General features: G+C 40.4%; 18 protein-coding genes. 9 read left to right on the forward strand and 9 right to left on the reverse strand.

The window, feature by feature from the left end:
* Positions 1-51: 51 nt before the first annotated feature.
* The 6 genes from urtD to tnpA all read right to left on the reverse strand — a co-directional run bounded on the left by urtD (position 52) and on the right by tnpA (position 6002).
* Positions 52-798 (reverse strand): urea ABC transporter ATP-binding protein UrtD, encoded by a 747-nt coding sequence (gene urtD / locus H6F47_RS08865; RefSeq protein WP_096569247.1) that lies wholly within the window; start codon positions 796-798, stop codon positions 52-54.
* Positions 773-1894, reverse strand: a complete 1122-nt coding sequence (urtC, locus tag H6F47_RS08870) for an urea ABC transporter permease subunit UrtC (protein WP_137668116.1) — start codon at positions 1892-1894, stop codon at positions 773-775. Before urtC ends, urtD begins: the two co-directional genes overlap by 26 nt.
* Before the next feature lie 19 nt (positions 1895-1913).
* Positions 1914-3068, reverse strand: coding sequence for a branched-chain amino acid ABC transporter permease (locus H6F47_RS08875; protein WP_137668117.1), 1155 nt, complete (start codon positions 3066-3068; stop codon positions 1914-1916).
* A 56-nt stretch (positions 3069-3124) separates the two neighbouring features.
* Entirely contained in the window at positions 3125-4435 is a 1311-nt protein-coding gene (urtA, locus tag H6F47_RS08880; RefSeq protein WP_137668118.1) for an urea ABC transporter substrate-binding protein, read from the reverse strand.
* 504 nt (positions 4436-4939) lie between these two features.
* Entirely contained in the window at positions 4940-5254 is a 315-nt protein-coding gene (locus H6F47_RS08885; RefSeq protein ID WP_096569257.1) for a YkvA family protein, read from the reverse strand.
* A 319-nt stretch (positions 5255-5573) separates the two neighbouring features.
* Positions 5574-6002 (reverse strand): IS200/IS605 family transposase, encoded by a 429-nt coding sequence (tnpA, locus tag H6F47_RS08890; protein ID WP_096569260.1) that lies wholly within the window; start codon positions 6000-6002, stop codon positions 5574-5576.
* Between the two features lie 64 nt (positions 6003-6066).
* On the opposite strand from tnpA, the gene H6F47_RS08895 reads away from it, so the two are divergent.
* The 4 genes from H6F47_RS08895 to H6F47_RS08910 all read left to right on the forward strand — a co-directional run bounded on the left by H6F47_RS08895 (position 6067) and on the right by H6F47_RS08910 (position 8939).
* Positions 6067-6750: an RNA-guided endonuclease TnpB family protein gene (locus H6F47_RS08895; protein WP_236104087.1), complete on the forward strand. Its 684-nt coding sequence runs from the start codon at positions 6067-6069 to the stop codon at positions 6748-6750.
* A complete protein-coding gene (locus H6F47_RS08900; protein ID WP_096569263.1) occupies positions 6738-7535 on the forward strand; it encodes a MotA/TolQ/ExbB proton channel family protein in 798 nt (265 codons plus the stop codon). Before H6F47_RS08895 ends, H6F47_RS08900 begins: the two co-directional genes overlap by 13 nt.
* Positions 7525-8187, forward strand: a complete 663-nt coding sequence (locus tag H6F47_RS08905) for a biopolymer transporter ExbD (protein ID WP_137668121.1) — start codon at positions 7525-7527, stop codon at positions 8185-8187. Before H6F47_RS08900 ends, H6F47_RS08905 begins: the two co-directional genes overlap by 11 nt.
* A gap of 389 nt (positions 8188-8576) precedes the next feature.
* Entirely contained in the window at positions 8577-8939 is a 363-nt protein-coding gene (locus H6F47_RS08910) for a phage holin family protein (protein ID WP_096569269.1), read from the forward strand.
* A gap of 299 nt (positions 8940-9238) precedes the next feature.
* Here the strand turns inward: H6F47_RS08910 and psb29 are convergent, their stop codons facing one another.
* From psb29 to hemF, 3 genes are all read right to left on the reverse strand, one after another.
* Positions 9239-9943 carry a photosystem II biogenesis protein Psp29 gene (gene psb29 / locus H6F47_RS08915; protein ID WP_096569272.1) on the reverse strand — a complete coding sequence of 235 codons (705 nt, stop codon included), beginning with the start codon at positions 9941-9943 and terminating at the stop codon, positions 9239-9241.
* A gap of 135 nt (positions 9944-10078) precedes the next feature.
* Positions 10079-10453 (reverse strand): STAS domain-containing protein, encoded by a 375-nt coding sequence (locus tag H6F47_RS08920; protein ID WP_096569275.1) that lies wholly within the window; start codon positions 10451-10453, stop codon positions 10079-10081.
* Positions 10454-10988: 535 nt separating this feature from the next.
* Entirely contained in the window at positions 10989-12035 is a 1047-nt protein-coding gene (hemF, locus tag H6F47_RS08925; protein ID WP_137668124.1) for an oxygen-dependent coproporphyrinogen oxidase, read from the reverse strand.
* 542 nt (positions 12036-12577) lie between these two features.
* Between hemF and H6F47_RS08930 the strand changes: the two genes are divergently transcribed.
* From H6F47_RS08930 to H6F47_RS08950, 5 genes are all read left to right on the forward strand, one after another.
* Positions 12578-13102: an SRPBCC family protein gene (locus tag H6F47_RS08930; RefSeq protein ID WP_190648700.1), complete on the forward strand. Its 525-nt coding sequence runs from the start codon at positions 12578-12580 to the stop codon at positions 13100-13102.
* A 179-nt stretch (positions 13103-13281) separates the two neighbouring features.
* Positions 13282-14352: an Mrp/NBP35 family ATP-binding protein gene (locus H6F47_RS08935; RefSeq protein ID WP_096569286.1), complete on the forward strand. Its 1071-nt coding sequence runs from the start codon at positions 13282-13284 to the stop codon at positions 14350-14352.
* Positions 14353-14496: 144 nt separating this feature from the next.
* Positions 14497-15810 carry a rod shape-determining protein RodA gene (gene rodA / locus H6F47_RS08940; RefSeq protein WP_190348351.1) on the forward strand — a complete coding sequence of 438 codons (1314 nt, stop codon included), beginning with the start codon at positions 14497-14499 and terminating at the stop codon, positions 15808-15810.
* 141 nt (positions 15811-15951) lie between these two features.
* Complete coding sequence (locus tag H6F47_RS08945) at positions 15952-16146, forward strand: NAD(P)H dehydrogenase subunit NdhS (protein WP_096569291.1); 195 nt, start codon at positions 15952-15954, stop codon at positions 16144-16146.
* Positions 16147-16267: 121 nt separating this feature from the next.
* Positions 16268-16921 carry an HAS-barrel domain-containing protein gene (locus tag H6F47_RS08950; protein ID WP_096569294.1) on the forward strand — a complete coding sequence of 218 codons (654 nt, stop codon included), beginning with the start codon at positions 16268-16270 and terminating at the stop codon, positions 16919-16921.
* Positions 16922-16938 lie beyond the last annotated feature (17 nt).

Here is a 16938-nt window from a genome sequence, read left to right on the forward strand (position 1 = left end):
CGGTTATGATTTATCTAAACTCCAGACCATCGGGGTTAAAAAACAGCAGTTTTATTCTGGCTGTTCTCCTAGATATACTTCGATCACACGAGGGTCATTTTGGACTTGTTCAAAACTCCCCTGACATAGTACGGAACCTTCATGTAATACTGTTACCGTCTTGGCAATTTGGCGCACAAATTCCATATCGTGTTCAATGACTAGAATTGAATGGCTTTGGGCGAGTGTTAATAGTAGTTGTCCGATATTATAGGTTTCTTCGTCCGTTAACCCTGCAACTGGTTCATCAACTAGTAATAAGTCGGGGGACTGTGCTACTAACATCCCAATTTCTAAACGTTGCTTTTCTCCGTGGGAAAGTAAACCGGCGGGAATGTCTGCTTTAGGGGTTAAACCAACTGTTTCTAATAAGCCTTTAATACTATTGTTTTCCGTAGCATGAGGGGGATTAAATAGGGTGGAAAATACATTTTTGTGGCGGTTAATAGTAATTTCTAGGTTTTCACGGGGGGTTAAGTTGAGGTAAATTCGCGGTGTTTGGAATTTTCGCCCAATTCCTAAGCGGGCGATTTCATGTTCAGGTAAAGAACGGAGATTTTTACCTTTGAATAAAACTCTCCCAACTGTTGGTTGTACTTTCCCGGTAATTACATCCAGAAAGGTGGTTTTTCCCGCACCGTTGGGACCAATTACTACCCGCAACTCTCCCGCATCCATACTAAAGTTGAGTTGATTGATAGCTTTAAAACCATCAAAACTGACGGTGACGTTTTCAGTTTCCAAGATTTTCGCGTTCATGTTGCACTTCTGGGTCTGCTTCTAAGGTGGGATATGTGGGGATTGGGCGGGGGCGATGGAAAAAAGAAATCTCTTGCTTTTTTAACCATCCCATGAGACCGTCAGGTAAGACTGTGACGACTATTAAAAATAGTGCGCCTTGAAAAAATAGCCAAATTTCGGCAAATTGTTCACTTAAAAAAGTGCGGGCATAATTGACTAATAAAGTACCGACTATCGCCCCGGTTAAGGTAGCGCGTCCCCCCACCGCCACCCAAATCACCATTTCAATAGAAAAACCAATATCCATGGTTCGAGGTGATACAGATCCACTTTGAAGTGTATAAAATGCTCCTGCTATACCAGCGATCGCACCGGATACCGCAAACACTAAAACTTTAAATTCTGTGGGGTTATAGCCAGAAAATCGCACCCGACTTTCATCATCTCGAATAGCGATTAATAATCGCCCAAAGCGTCCACTTGTCAACCAGCGACAAATACCATAGGTGAAGGCCAGAACAAGTACCGTCAGGGTATAGAAAATGAATTGGGTTTGGGAGTCACTGACATTGACCCCAAATAAGGTTCTAAAACCTGTGAGTCCGTTAGTACCGTTAAACAGTTGTTGTTGACCATTAAAGAAGTTGAAAAATATAATTACTGCGGCTTGGGTCAATATGGAAAAATAAACCCCCTTGAGGCGATTACGAAATACTAAGTATCCTAATAATCCCGCTAGTAAGCCGGGAATGAACACCACCGCCACGGTAGCGACGGGAAAAGAATAGAAAGGATACCAAAACCAAGGAAGTTCTTTCACTCCATACAACCCCATAAAATCAGGTAATTCCCCTGAGGGGACTTGGAGTTTTAGGTACATGGCGATCGCATATCCCCCCAAACCAAAGAAAATCCCATGTCCCAAACTCAGCAACCCGGTATAACCCCAGATTAAATCTAGACCCAAAGCCACAATAGCCAGGGACAAAAACCGCCCCAGTAGATTCAACCGAAACCCCGACAGCATTGCTGGTATAATTAAAATCAGGATCAGTGCGATCGCTACCACCGCCCCAATCTCAATTAAAATTAACCTTCCTCCCTTCTGACTCATGCTCTGCGTCCTTTGTGGTTTAAACATCAACAGTACGACCTTTCTGGGGAAAAATTCCCCCAGGCTTCCACTGTAAAAACGCGATAATCAGTGCAAACACTAACACCTTAGCCATACTTGTGGTTGCAAAGAAATTCAACAAATCGGCTAAAGGTTGAAGAGGAGATAATACCAAGGCTAGAGTCCCAGAACCAATTAAGAAATTAGCCGTACCAATTCCCAAAGCCGCCATAATAGTTCCTGCTAAATTCCCCACACCACCGACTACTACTACCATAAAGGTATCAATAATATAATTTTGTCCGGTGTTGGGTCCTACAGAACCGAGTAAACTAATAGCACAACCAGCTACACCAGCCAACCCCGAACCCAGAGCGAAGGTGATAGCATCCACCTTTTGAGTAGGGATACCCAAACAAGCACTCATACTGCGATTTTGGGTGACAGCACGAATCCTTAATCCCCAGTTAGAACGCTGTAAAAATAGATAAATTCCTCCTACACAAATTATTGTCAAAGCCATAATAAACAAGCGAGCATAAGGTAATTGGAGACCACCTACAGACATTCCCTTTTGCAACCAACCAGGAGCAGTCACATCTACATTTTGAGCGCCAAACCAAGGTTGAGTAAACACCTGTTGCTCACTCAATAAATTTCCCATTGTTATTGTTATACCCAGAGATAGTAACAACAACAATCCTACAAACCATTTACTAACTTTCCCCCCATTACTCCGAGCATTTAAAACCCGTAAACCTCCAAAAAACAACACACAAAATAGGAAGATGCCAACTACTAATAACCAATTCACACTGCGAACAAACTGTTGAAAAATTAAACTCACCCCCCAAGTAGCTAGGAGAGTTTCTAAAGGTCGTCCATACAGATAACGAATCACCCCCCGTTCTAACACTAACCCCACAAGAGCAGTGAATAGAAAAGCAATCATCAAAGCCAAAAATATATAAGAATCAAACCACACTCCCCCCAACTGTTTGCAGCCATTTTGTACCACAAAAGTCGTATAAGCTCCCAACATCATCAATTCACCATGGGCCATATTAATCACGCCCATCAAACCAAATATAATGGCTAGTCCCAAAGCAGCAATTAATAATACTGCCCCAATACTAATACCATTAAATAAAGCTTCCAAAAAACCTATTAACACTTATTTATCCTCAAAAAATATCAATAGTCAATGGTCATTGACTATTGACCATTAACTTAAACTTGCTTGTACTTACCACCTTTAGCTGGGTCTGACCAATCACAGCCAAATCCTTTAGTTTCTGGAACAAATTGATTCCAAGGAATTGGCTCTACTGGTGCGGGGGTAGCATAGACAATATCGAATAAACCATCTTGTCTCACTTGACCAATGCGGACAATTTTCGACAAGTGATGATTGGCGTTCATGGTCACTTTACCTTCTGGTGCATCTAAAGTTTGACCATAGGCCGCAGCGCGAACTTTATTTAAGTCAGTTGTTCCAGCTTTTTCTACTGCTTGTTTCCATAAATAAACGGCGATGTATGCTGCTTCCATGGGGTCGTTAATTACCCGGTCTGCACCATACTCTTTTTTAAAAGCTGCTACAAACTTTTTATTTGCAGGTGTGTCTACTGTTTGAAAGTAATTCCAAGCTGCATAGTGACCTTGGAGATATTCAACACCAATGGCTTTAACTTCCTCTTCTGCAATACTTACAGACATAGAGGGATATTTATCTGCTGTTAATCCAGCCCCTTTTAATTGTTTGAAAAATGCCACATTGCTGTCACCATTGAGGGTGTTATAAATTACGCCACCATTGGGTAAAGCTTGCCTAATTTTAGAGATGATAGGTGTAACTTCTACGTTACCAAGTGGTAAATAATCTTCACCAACAGTTTTTCCACCTAAAGCCTGCAATTGAGCTTTAATAATGGTGTTGGCAGTCCGGGGAAATACGTAGTCAGAACCTACTAAAAAGAATTCTTTGCCTTTATTTTTTAACATCCAATCAACAGATGGTTCAATTTGTTGATTGGGAGCCGCACCAGTATAGAAAATGTTTTTAGAACATTCTTGACCTTCATACTGTACTGGGTACCAGAGCATATGGTCTTTACTCTCAAATACCGGCTTAACATTCTTGCGACTAGCAGAGGTCCAACAACCAAAAATGACAACAGTTTGATCTTGATCAATTAGTTTGGTAGCTTTTTCTCTAAAGGTATCCCAGTTAGAAGCGCCATCTTCAGTAATCGCTTGAATTTGTTTACCTAACACACCACCAGCAGCATTAATTTCTTTAATTGCTAATCTTTCAGCATCAACAACGCTTCTTTCACTGATGGCCATTGTCCCGCTCAAGGAGTGTAAAATACCTACTTTGATGGTACTATTGCTATCTGTAGCGGTATCACTACTGCCATTGGTAACAGTATCAGTAGCAGTGGGTGAGTCATTCCCGCAAGCCTTGAGTAAAAGGCTAGTACCGATAGTTGCAGAACTATAAAGTAAAAACTTCCTTCGGTTAAATTGTTTACCCATATTTTGGTTATTTTGTTACACTATCAGATTTGATGATAGTTCGACACTTTACTATGAAAAAGTTATCTAATATACAAAATTTTAATAAAGAAGCGGTTTTTTCAATAGACTTCTCCGAAAAAGATGTAGGGACAATTCATGAATTGTCCCTACGAATGGGTTTCAGGTTATGCTTATGTAATTTTCGGAGATGTCTAATACATAAATTATAATCTTCTGCATAAAGATTATTAGTTAATATCATAGGTTGATGTGTCATAGTCTTCTCCTTGGTAAAGATTTAAATTAAACTTTTAATTTGCGTCTTTGCGTGAGATAAAAAAGGATTTTACGAAGTTAAAGAAGTGAATATAAATTATCCAGCAATAGGAATTTCCATGATAAAAAAAGCGATTAACTACAAAACATTTCCCAGTTAATCGCTTAATAAATATCATCAACCCCTAGGTAAAAGCTGATTACTGATTACTGATAGCTGAATGCTTACGTATTTTTTCCCTAAAACTACTTTACAGAAACAGCATCAACATCAACCGTATTATCTACAGTATTATCTGTAGATGTAGACTCATTGACGCTAGATTCAACATCACCTTTACGAGCTTTCCAACCGTCAATTACCAATCCAGAAACTTCTGAAACCAGCAATGTTAACAAAACCAGGTCATCAATTTGACCAACAACAGGGATAAAATCAGGAGCAATATCAATAGGACTAACAAGATAAGCTATTGTACCGATAATTACCCACCAACGATATTTAGGGTTACGCAGTACATTGCGATACCAAGTGTAAAGCGATTGAATAGAGAAGCTCATATTTTTAACCTCTAGTACCTGCAATTAACTTCTATTTTGGCAAATTATCTTCTAAACTCCCGGTAGGAATAACCGCCCTTTGGAGTATAGAAGATGGGTAATAGTCATGCTTTGTTAACTACTTAGGGTTTGCTGAAAAAGTCTTGTCGTGGAGACAGGGAACTCTTAACAGGGAACAGTTTCAAGAGTTCGATGGGAGCGATTTTTCCTTTGTGTAGAAATTAAATGCAAGGTTTTTGAGTTCCCACCTCGTAAAGTCTTGCACTTTTTTAACTTCCAGCAGGTTAAGACCCTTTACTTGTAATATTTTCACATTTATTCAGCAAGCCCTATTTGGTTGTTTTTGGTTTTGGACATATTGCTTGACGGTTTCCAGGGAAGCACCGCCAACAGATATAACGCAATAAGCATCTGTCCAAAAACTAGGATCTTCTTTTTTCCAATAAAACTGTTTTAGATATTCCTGAAATTCGCTTCTAATAATTCTGCTAGATGCAGATTTTAGCGAACTAACAAATTGAGAAATATTGTTGTCTGGGTGTAAGTCTACCAATAGATGAACATGATTTTCTTCTCCACTAAATTCGAGTAATTTACTCTTTCGCTTAGAGCATACACGGTCAAGAACTTCTTGTAGCTTACCTAATATTGCTTGATTGATAACATCCTTATGATATTTGGTTACTAGCACTATATGTAACTGAATGTTGTAAACAGCATGAGAAGCCCTGTTTAGGGTAGTTTCCATATTGACAACCGATTATAGAGTGACTATAATTAACAATACATCAAAACCAAAGAGGTGATAAATAGTGGCATTGCGTAGAGCAACATTTAGACTATATCCAACCCAGAAAATAAATGAAACATTGCTCTACCACCGCAGACTCCACAAGGATCTGTATAATGTTGCTGTTTATCACCGCAAAACCGAATATCAAAAGTTTGGTAAATCGGTTAAATATCTAGATCAACAAAATTGTCTACCAGAGTTCAAGGAGCAGTGGACAGAATATAAACATATCAATTCCCAAGCATTACAAGCAACACTAAAAAGAGTTGACTTTGCATTCAACAGATTTTTGGTGGGTTTAGCAAAATACCCCAAACTAAGATCAATTAGACATTATTCTGGTTGGACATATCCATCTGGTACAGGATGGAAAGTACACTCAATTGGCGATAACGGTTATTTGGAATTAGCTAAAATAGGTCAAATTCAAATGCGTGGTAAAGCTAGGTTATGGGGAAATCCTAAAACCTGTGATATTGTTTACCGCAAGGGTAAATGGTATGCCTCTATCGCATTAGAAGTTGATGATGAAATACTCAAAAATAGTCGTCAAACCAATACCGGGACAATAGCAATTGATTTAGGTTGTACAGATACAATTGCTTGGACTAATGGTGACAAAGATGGACTAATTGAAGCACCGAGATTTTTGAGTAAACAGAATAGTAATGGAGAGAGGAAACCTACAAAGTGGATATTTTAGATTTGTTTAACAAGGGCGGTCCAGCGATGTGGCCTTTGCTGGTGCTGTCAGTCCTATCTTTGAGTGTGATTTTTGAGCGTCTTTGGTTCTGGTTGCGGATCTTGACCCAGGAAAAAGAAATTGTAGAGCGCGTTTTAGATGCTGCTACCGATAATTGGGAAATAGCTACGGAAATCGCCCAAAAAGCCATTGATCAGCCCATAGGACGTTTTCTCTATGCACCCCTACGCTTACAAAAAAGTGATGCGGAAACCTTCCGACTAGCGTTAGAGTCCACAGCAGCAGAAGAAGTAGCAGGGATGCGGAGAGGAGAAAAACTCTTGGAATCTGTGATTGCTCTCTCCCCACTGTTAGGATTATTGGGTACGGTTTTAGGTTTGATTCAGTCCTTGCGAGCAATTAGAATAGGTGACTTGGGTACTGAATCTACAGCTGGCGTAACTACAGGGATTGGCGAATCTTTGATTAGTACGGCCGCTGGGTTAATAGTTGCGATCGTCACTTTGGTATTTTATCGCCTGTTTCAAGGTTTTGTTGTTAACCAAGTTAAAGTTTTTAATAAAGCTGGCAATGATTTAGAGTTGCTTTACCGTCAGTCTCCACCAGATCCCAACAAAAGTACATTAGGAATAGTACGGGAACCCACACAGGAACGTTTTACTTCACCCCGTAAGCGACGCAAAAATAATTCTACTCCAACCCCAGAACCAGCTTCAGATACAACAGATAAAACAGACCAAAATCCCTTTCCTGACTCCCCACCAGAGCTAGAAAATGAAAGTTAACTTACATACTCCCATCGAAGAAGTTCAAATTCAAATCATTCCTTTAATTGATGTTGTTTTTTGTATCCTGACTTTCTTTTTGTTAGCAGCTTTGCAATTTACCAGACAACAGGCAATTAATGTGGATTTACCCAAAGCCAGCACAGGTACTACTTCCTCTGCTAGTTCACAGCTACGAAGTGACATTTTACCTGTAACTATTGATGCTGTTGGTCAAATTTACATTGAAAAAGAAGCTGTGAGACGGGAAGAGTTGCAAGCACGATTAAAGCAGTATATCCAAACAAATCCTAATGGTATTTTGTTGCTGAATGCCTCTCGTACAGCAACTTATAATGATGTGATTCAAACATTAGATTTGCTCCGACAAGTGGGAGGTAATCGTGTTTCTTTGGGAATTATTCCTGGAGCATCTCAACCACTGACTAATTCACCAAACTTGTCTACTACCCCGGTTGTACCAATACCTAATACTGTACCAACACCGGGAACTGACCCCCAAAATAATTTTAACCCTTCTCTACCCTCTGCACCCAATCCATTTCCAGCACCAGAGCAAGGGATTAATCCGGGAATTTCGCCCATAGTTCCCAACAACACCACACCCCAAGTACCTGTACCGCAAAATAGCGATTCTGCACCACAAAGGTGACACAATTTTAATCAGATTTTCTCAGTCTAAATTCCCTCAAACCCGGTTGCATAATATGGGCTAGGGGGAATTTTATTTTTAGCAATATCAAGAAATATTAGATAAACCTAAAGATATTTAAAATAAATCACTGTAGAGAAAAAACCTCTGCTAATTTATAAATAATTGGTTAAGCTACAAAGATTTTCCCATCAATAGACCAAGTATTTTATCGCGTAAATTCCGCTATCAGCACTCAGTGGGCGATTAGAAATCGCGGCTACATAGGCAAAACTCACCGAGGTGGATTTGGTTTGTGTAGTAGCGAATTATATTCGCCGATAGGGAAGCTTTTAAAACATTCTCTGACTTGATCGCCAATCACCATTTACGTTTCAAGGGTTGCGGCAATGAATATTACGACTCTGTTAATTGTTTGGATAGTCACGTCTATCAGTTTGTGGATTATTAGTAAGTTGCCTGTGGGTGTGGAAATTGATTCTCCACAGAAAGCGGTTTTTTCCGCAGCAGTTCTTGGTATTATTACCGCATTAGTTAGACCCATTTTAGGCGTTGTATTTACGATACCAAATTTAGCCACTTTTGACTTATTATCTGGTATCTTTACATTCATGATTGCTGTTGTTTGTTTTAGTATTGCTGCTTGGTTAGTAGAAGGTTTTCGCTTACGTTATGGGATTTGGAGTGCTGTTTTAGGGGCTTTTGCACTCACCATTATTAACAATATAATTTACAAATTACTGGGTGTGTAAATAGTTCATGATTCGTAATTCGTAATTCGTAATTCGTAATTCTTAATTGTCAGCATTCAGCTATTGGCTTTCAGTAGTCAGATTTTTAATGCTTACAGAAAAATCACTATTTGATAATTAACAAATTTATCAAATATTCTGACTCCTGACCCCTAAGTTCTGAATTCTTACTTGTAATGAGAATTGACAGCTTTGTACATTTTTCTCGTTGTCAATTAGGTTGCTTGGCATAAATAATCAATAATTTAATTTGATGCTCTGCAACTTTTAATTACGAATTACGAATCACGAATTACAGATTATTCGTTACTGGGAGGAGCTACCGGAGCAGTGGATTTTTGCTGACGTTGATCGCGTTTTTTCCGATCTGCAGCCAGCATATCTGCCATTACTATCAGTGCTTGTGCCATCTTATCGAGATTAGAACGATATAGCTCTAAATCCTTGGTAATTTTATCTTCAGATAGGTGTAAACCTAGAGCGATCGCTTTTAGCCCCTCATTACGTTGCTGGTCATCTTTGACAAATTCAGCATCTGCCAATTCCAATAATGAAAATAAACCAATGGCAAACAAGCGGCTGTATTTAAAATGAGGATTTTGAGCAATAGCTTGTAGTTGTGCTTGCAAATCGACATCTTGATAGAATTGAGTGGTTTGGCTCAACCAAGCAATTAAATCCTTAACTGGCAAACTATGTGCTACAGCTTGCAATCTAGCTGCATCTTGTCGATACCGTTGGGGATCTTGCTCTACAGCCTGAATCATGGCTTTAAAAATAGATGCTAAGTCCTGTTCCGGTTGATAGCCTTGCATGAAGCGGTCAAAAGTGGTGACAACCCCCAAGGCATAAATTGGATTGTAGCTAAAATCAACATTTACTGACAGCAGATGCATTTCCACCATCAACTCTTCCACTACCCGACGGTAAATAGTGTTGATGGGACGGGTATGAAGATTATAGAAAGTTCGCTTTGTATCAGAGACGGTACGGACGTTATTCACAAAGAAAATGTTAAGGGCGACGTATTTTTATTTTCTCGTTTAAAGGCTACTTTGCCAAGTTATGCAAGATATGAGGTTAACAGCTAGTTTCGCAAAAATTCTCTTTTTCCCCTTCTGACTCCTGACTCCTGACTCCTATTCGTTCTTGACCAAGTTGAGGAATAATCTTTCCAAAGCTTCTGCTTCAGTTTCAAAAATTTCAAAGACTGTATCCATCATTGTCACCTCAAAGACAAGTTTGGCCTCTGGATGGATATTGCAGATCAGGAAACTACCCTTCGCTTTATCAGCATCACGCATTCCCGCCACTAAGGAAGTAAGACCAGAACTATCAATAAAATTTACCTGCTCCAGATTGACAACTACATGACGACTGAGTTTAGAAATACACTCTTGTAACTTCAGGCGAAATTGCCAAGCAGTAGTGATGTCTAAACGATGATCAGTTGGTTTCAAGACAATTACAGTATTCCCGTCTAGGTTTGTATAGGTTTTTTGGTCTATATTCACTGTTGTCTCCGTGATATTGTCCTGAAAATAAACTACTTTTTCACTTTTTTATATAGACTTCATAAATTGGTGATTGTTTAAATTTCACCATCAACCGTATATTTTCCAGAATCCTCAATCAGCTAATTAAATCAAATATTACAGGATTCTCTCTGTTTGATCTTGAACATGAGCCGGCTATAACTACAAACTGAGAATTTTGACTCAATGCCTATATTGTAGTAGTTTAACTAACTGCAACAGTGGTAAGTATCTGGATTCACTAAATTTCCCATTAATCTATTGAGGCTGGGTTTGGGGAATTTTCGGTTTCTTGGTGAATGGAAAGCAGAGTTCTCTAGAGATAAAAGTGTATCTTTCTCAGACAAAAGCGACTATTTGCCTAAATATCCTTTACTAAAACCAGATCACAAATATCTTCTTTCATCCTATTTCCTCAAACCAGCCCAAACCCTTGATTCTTCATCGACCAGCCCCAGTCCTGTCTCCTGGATCTAGATAAATGTGTGGAATTTTACTGTGTTACCAACACTTGTTACTGTTGATTTAGTTTCCAGTTTATCCAATCTTGTGGTTTCAGAAAAGTTTCATAAAGTTCAGCTTCGGGAGAATTGGGTTCTGGTTGGTAGCCATATTCCCAACGAACTAGAGGTGGTAGAGACATGAGAATTGATTCTGTGCGTCCATTGGTTTGCAGACCGAAAATTGTGCCTCGGTCATAAACCAAGTTAAATTCTACATATCTTCCTCGACGGTATAGCTGGAAATTCCGTTGGCGATCGCCATATTCCATGCCATTTCTTTTCTTGACAATTGGCACGTAAGCTGGTAAAAAAGCTCTACCACAATCTTGCACCAAAGAAAATAACTGTTCCCAAGTGCGTGGAGGTAATGCTCCCACCTGATTACTATAATTTGCGGCTTCTCCTTTGGGATCAGGTCCGCGATAAATAGCACCTTGACCATCTTGGTAATCTAAAAACAGACCGCCAACACCTCTAGTTTCCCCCCGATGTTTGAGATAGAAATATTCGTCACACCAGCGTTTAAACACAGGGTAATATTCTGGGTGATGTTGATCGCAAGCTTGTTTCAAAGTTTGATGGAAATGAGCCGCATCGTCAGCAAAGGGGTAATAAGGTGTTAAATCCGCACCACCACCAAACCACCAAACTGGACCTGCTTCAAAATAACGGTAATTTAAATGGACTGTAGGTACATAAGGATTACGAGGGTGTAACACCAAAGAAGTACCAGTAGCATAGAATCCGTGTCCTGTTGCTTCTGGGCGCTGGGCTAAAATTGACGGGGGGAGATGGGAACCCCAAACTTCAGAAAAATTTACACCAGCTTGTTCAAAAATAGCGCCATCACGCAAGACACGCGATCGCCCACCACCCCCTTCTGGACGCTCCCAACTGTCTTCCATAAACTTACCAACACCATCCAGTGCTTCTAACTCGTTGGTGATTTCGTCTTGCAACTGTTTCATAAACTGACTAACTCTGGACTGAGCGTCAGGTGCTGGGAGAAATTTGGATGATTCTGTTGTGATAGTGGGGGTTTGCGAGTTGGTCAACATAGATTCCCGAACCTAAAATTACAATTTTTGTGCAAGCTACAAATTTCCATTTTAAAAATTTCTTGACAATTAGAGCCAAAAACCTGGCGCAATTTGCCAAAACTGCTTTTTCTGATGAGTGGTCAAAACCAATAGATTATCTTGACCATGCCAATTTTAGATTTTAGATTTTGGATTTTGGATTTTGGATGATTTTTTACTTCCAGCCCCGCCCTCAATCTCAAATCCCCAAACTGCGTCCCTTTGTCGGCGCAGTCAATCTAAAATACTCGCTGCGCTGCGTACGCTTCGCTAACGCAAATCTAAAATCCAAAATTGATTGACTAAAGCTATTTTCCATCAAATGCGTATAGGCTTGTAGATTCATTAAGTTTCTTTGCAATAATTATGGAGATATTTCTGTTATGAACACCAGAACCTAGAGAATTAGTCCACAAAGCAGTCGATTTTCTGTATGGTATCTGTAGTGAGTAGATAGCTTGACTCAAATTTTCCCAGATGCCAGAGTCACCAGACAGATTGTAGCCAGGAGGATTAGGACAGTGCAAGGTTGGTTATCCAAATTCATCCACCGCAAACGTCGTCGATTTTGTGCTTCTCTGGTGCGGACTTATCGAGAGATCAGTTCTGCTTCTGTAGATGAACTTTGGTTAAAGGTGGCTGACTTAACAGATGTTTCCTGGCATCCACTCCTCAAAAGCACTAACGTACCATTAGGATTAGTACCCAAACCCGGATTAATTTTCCTAGCGGTAACACGCTTTTGGCCAGTTCCCATCCAGATTTTTGTAGAACGGGTAAATCCTAAAGAGATGTTAAGTATCCGCGTTTTGGCAATTCCTGGGATTGAGGAACGGATCACATACCAAGTAGAGTCAACGGTTTGTGGCAGTTATTTGTCTTATTCTGTAACACTACGTGGCTGGTTATCACCTCTAATTTGGTCTTTGTCCCGTCCCTATGTAGATCGAGTAGCACGGTCTTTAGTAGAATCTGTAGAAAAAGCAGCACTGCAAGCAGTTTCCGGCAAGAAAAAATCTCTCGATGACAGTTGTTTTGATTTTTAAGTGACTGGGGACTGGGGAAGAAGCAGGGGAGCAGGGAGCAGGGAGAAATTATTTATATTTTCAATCACCAATCACCAATCACCAGTAACCAATCACTAATGCCCCAAGAAAGTTAAGATTCAAGTAGGAGAACATGAAAATTTTTTAAGCTTTATTAAGGCGGCAACGGTACAAACGCTATGTATGATGTCCTCAATTCCCAGTCAGTCCTAGAAGTGTTGCGACCAGTGGAAGATCCAGAACTTCGCAAAAGTCTGGTAGAACTGAATATGATTCGCAACGTCAAAATTGACGGTGGCAAGGTTAGCTTTACTTTGGTGTTGACTACTCCCGCCTGTCCTTTGCGAGAATTTATTGTCGAAGATTGTAAAAAAGCTGTGCAAAAACTGCCTGGTGTAACAGATATCAGCGTAGAAGTAACAGCAGAAACACCCCAACAAAAAAGCCTACCGGATCGCACTGGTGTGGCTGGGGTGAAAAATATTATTGCGGTTTCTAGCGGTAAAGGTGGTGTTGGTAAAAGCACAGTTGCCGTAAATGTGGCAGTTGCTTTGGCACAAACAGGGGCGAAAGTTGGTTTGCTAGATGCTGATATTTACGGACCCAATGATCCCACCATGTTGGGTTTAGCTGATGCAGAAATTACTGTGCGCTCCACAGAAACTGGGGAAATTCTCGAACCTGCATTTAATCATGGAGTCAAATTAGTATCAATGGGCTTTTTGATTGACCGCGATCAACCAGTTATTTGGCGTGGTCCAATGCTCAATGGCGTAATTCGTCAATTTTTGTATCAGGTGCAATGGGGAGAAATTGATTATTTAATTGTCGATATGCCTCCGGGAACTGGAGATGCTCAGTTAACTTTAACCCAAGCAGTACCAATGGCAGGAGCAGTAATTGTGACTACACCTCAAAATGTCGCATTACTGGATTCTCGCAAGGGTTTGCGGATGTTCCAGCAAATGAATGTACCAGTATTAGGGATTGTGGAGAATATGAGTTATTTTATTCCTCCCGATCAACCAGATAAACAATATGACATTTTTGGTTCTGGTGGAGGTTCAAAAACTGCTGCCGAATTAGATGTACCACTTTTGGGCTGTGTTCCTTTGGAAATTTCTACCAGAGTTGGTGGAGATAGTGGTATACCCATAGTGGTTTCTGATCCAGATTCAGCTTCTGCTAAAGCTTTAAAAGCGATCGCTCTAGCTATCGCAGGTAAAGTATCAGTTGCTGCTCTGACATAAGCAAGAAGGCAGGAGGCAGGAGGCAGGAGGCAGGAGGCAGGATAGAGTTTTTTTCTTCCCAGTCCCCAGTCCCCAGTCCCCAGTCCCCAGTCCCCAGTCCCCAGTCCCCAGTCCCCATTTAAAACTCAAGTCGCTCTTCGCACAATGTTGTTAAAACGTTCGCTCCCTAAAGTCCGCTGGCAATATTGGATTAAGCCTTGGCAGCAGGTAGATTGGCTATTATTTTGCCTAGCTGTTGCTGTCAGTATGTTTGGTGGACTTATGATCCTCAGTACAGAACTGAATAAGCCAGTAACTGACTGGTGGTGGCATTGGCTGATGACTGGTATTGGATCAATCATTGCTCTGTTTTTGGCTCGTTGTCGCTACGAAAACTTAATGCAGTGGCATTGGATCACTTATGCTCTGACTAACTTTAGTCTGATTTTGGTGATGGTGGTTGGTACAAGTGCCAAAGGCGCACAGCGATGGATTAGTATTGGTGGGTTTCATGTGCAACCATCAGAATTTGCTAAAGTTGGTCTAATTATTAGCTTGGCTGCTTTGCTACATAAACGTACAGATCCTACATTTGATAGTGTTTTGCGTTCCCTGGCGATCGCTGCTGTTCCTTGGGGATTAGTATTTGTACAGCCAGATTTGGATACATCACTGGTTTTTGGGTCAATAGTTTTAGGAATGCTCTATTGGGCAAATGCTAATCCTGGTTGGTTAATTTTGCTGGTTTCGCCTGTATTCTCAGCAATTTTATTCAGCATACCTTGGCCTTTGTCCAACTCAATAGTTCTCTTTGAAAATATTTCTCTTACTCCTTTGGGTTTAGCCTGGGCAGGAGCTATGGGAATTGTGGGTTGGCAAACTTTACCTTGGCGTAAATTTGGACTTAGTGGTATTGGTACATTATGTCTCAATATGCTCGGTGGTGGACTAGGTGTTTTTGCCTGGAATCATCTATTAAAAGAGTATCAAAAAGATAGACTGACTGTATTTATTAATCCTGAACTTGACCCCCTTGGTGCTGGTTATCACCTAATTCAATCTCGAATAGCCATTGGTTCTGGGGAAATCTGGGGATGGGGTTTGTTCAAAGGCCCAATGACACAACTAAATTTTGTCCCTGAACAGCATACTGACTTTATTTTCTCTGCTGTGGGTGAAGAATTTGGTTTCGTGGGTTGTTTAATTTTACTTTTCGCTTTCTGCTTAATTTGTTACCGACTATTACACGTAGCTCAAACCGCCAAAGATAATTTTGGTTCTTTGTTAGCTATTGGTGTTTTGTTAATGATTGTGTTTCAGTTAATTATTAATGTAGGTATGACCATTGGTTTAGTTCCTGTTGCCGGTATTACCCTACCTTGGATGAGCTATGGACGTTCTGCCATTCTGGCAAACTTTATTGCCTTGGGAATTGTGGAATCTGTGGCTAATTTCCGGCAAGGGCAAAAATATTATTAAATGGGACTGGGGACTGGGGACTGGGGACTGGGGACTGGGTAATCAATTTGATTTTCCCAATCACCAATTACCAATTACCAATTACCAATCACCATCAACTAATATTAAGCTAATAAAAGAGAACAAATTGAGGGTAAAAACATGATTCTGCCTGGAGCCACTGTTCGCGTCAAAAATCCCGCAGATACATACTATCGGTATGAAGGACTTGTGCAACGAGTAAGTGATGGTAAAGTAGCTGTACTGTTTGAAGGTGGTAACTGGGACAAAATTATTACCTTCCGCTTGCCAGAATTAGAACTCGTAGAAACTACTGCCAAGAAAAAAGGAAAATAATTCTTTCGTCATTAGTCATCATTAGTCATCATTAGTCAGTTGTCATTTGTCAGTTGTCATTTGTCCACAGTTGATAAAAGACAGATGATAACTGATAACTGTTAACTGATAACTGATTATCATGCGTCTACCCTTACCACAGTTTGCGACAGGCGATCGCCATCCTCACCACATTGCGGAGGTGATCGAAACCACAACTACCGAATTTTTGGCGCAATGTCTAGAACCAGAAGACTTGAGTTTTCCAGTTATGCCACCTTTTGGTAGTTGGGTTTGTGCTGTAGATGAAGAATCTGGGAATCAAATCTATGCTGTAGTATATCATGCCACAACTATGCCCATAGATTCTGTACACCGGGCTAGGGCGTTGGGTTTGTCTTTGCAAACTTTGCGAGAAGAACAACCCCAGATATTTGCTATGCTCAGAACAGAATTTCGGGCGGCAATTGTTGGATTTGAGCAGCAGTCACAAAATCTCAGTAACCAAGGAGTGTATCAGTATCTCCCACCACGTCCGCCCCAAATACATCAAGCGGTTTATCGGTGTCAACCAGAAGCGATCGTCAGGTTCACAGAAAAATTAGATTTTTTAAGGACGTTACTTTTGATTAATGGTGCGCCAGTAGAATCTTTAGCTGCATCTGCTATTCGTGAAGTTTACCAATTACGCAAAGCTGACAGAGAATGGCTGATTAAAGCTGGTCGCCATCTCAGTGTACTGCTAAAAGACGATTATGATCGACTACGCTTTATTTTGAGCCAAATTCACCCATAGGGAATAGGGAATAGGGA

Source organism: Sphaerospermopsis sp. FACHB-1094 (assembly GCF_014696195.1).
Lineage (GTDB): Bacteria > Cyanobacteriota > Cyanobacteriia > Cyanobacteriales > Nostocaceae > Sphaerospermopsis > Sphaerospermopsis kisseleviana.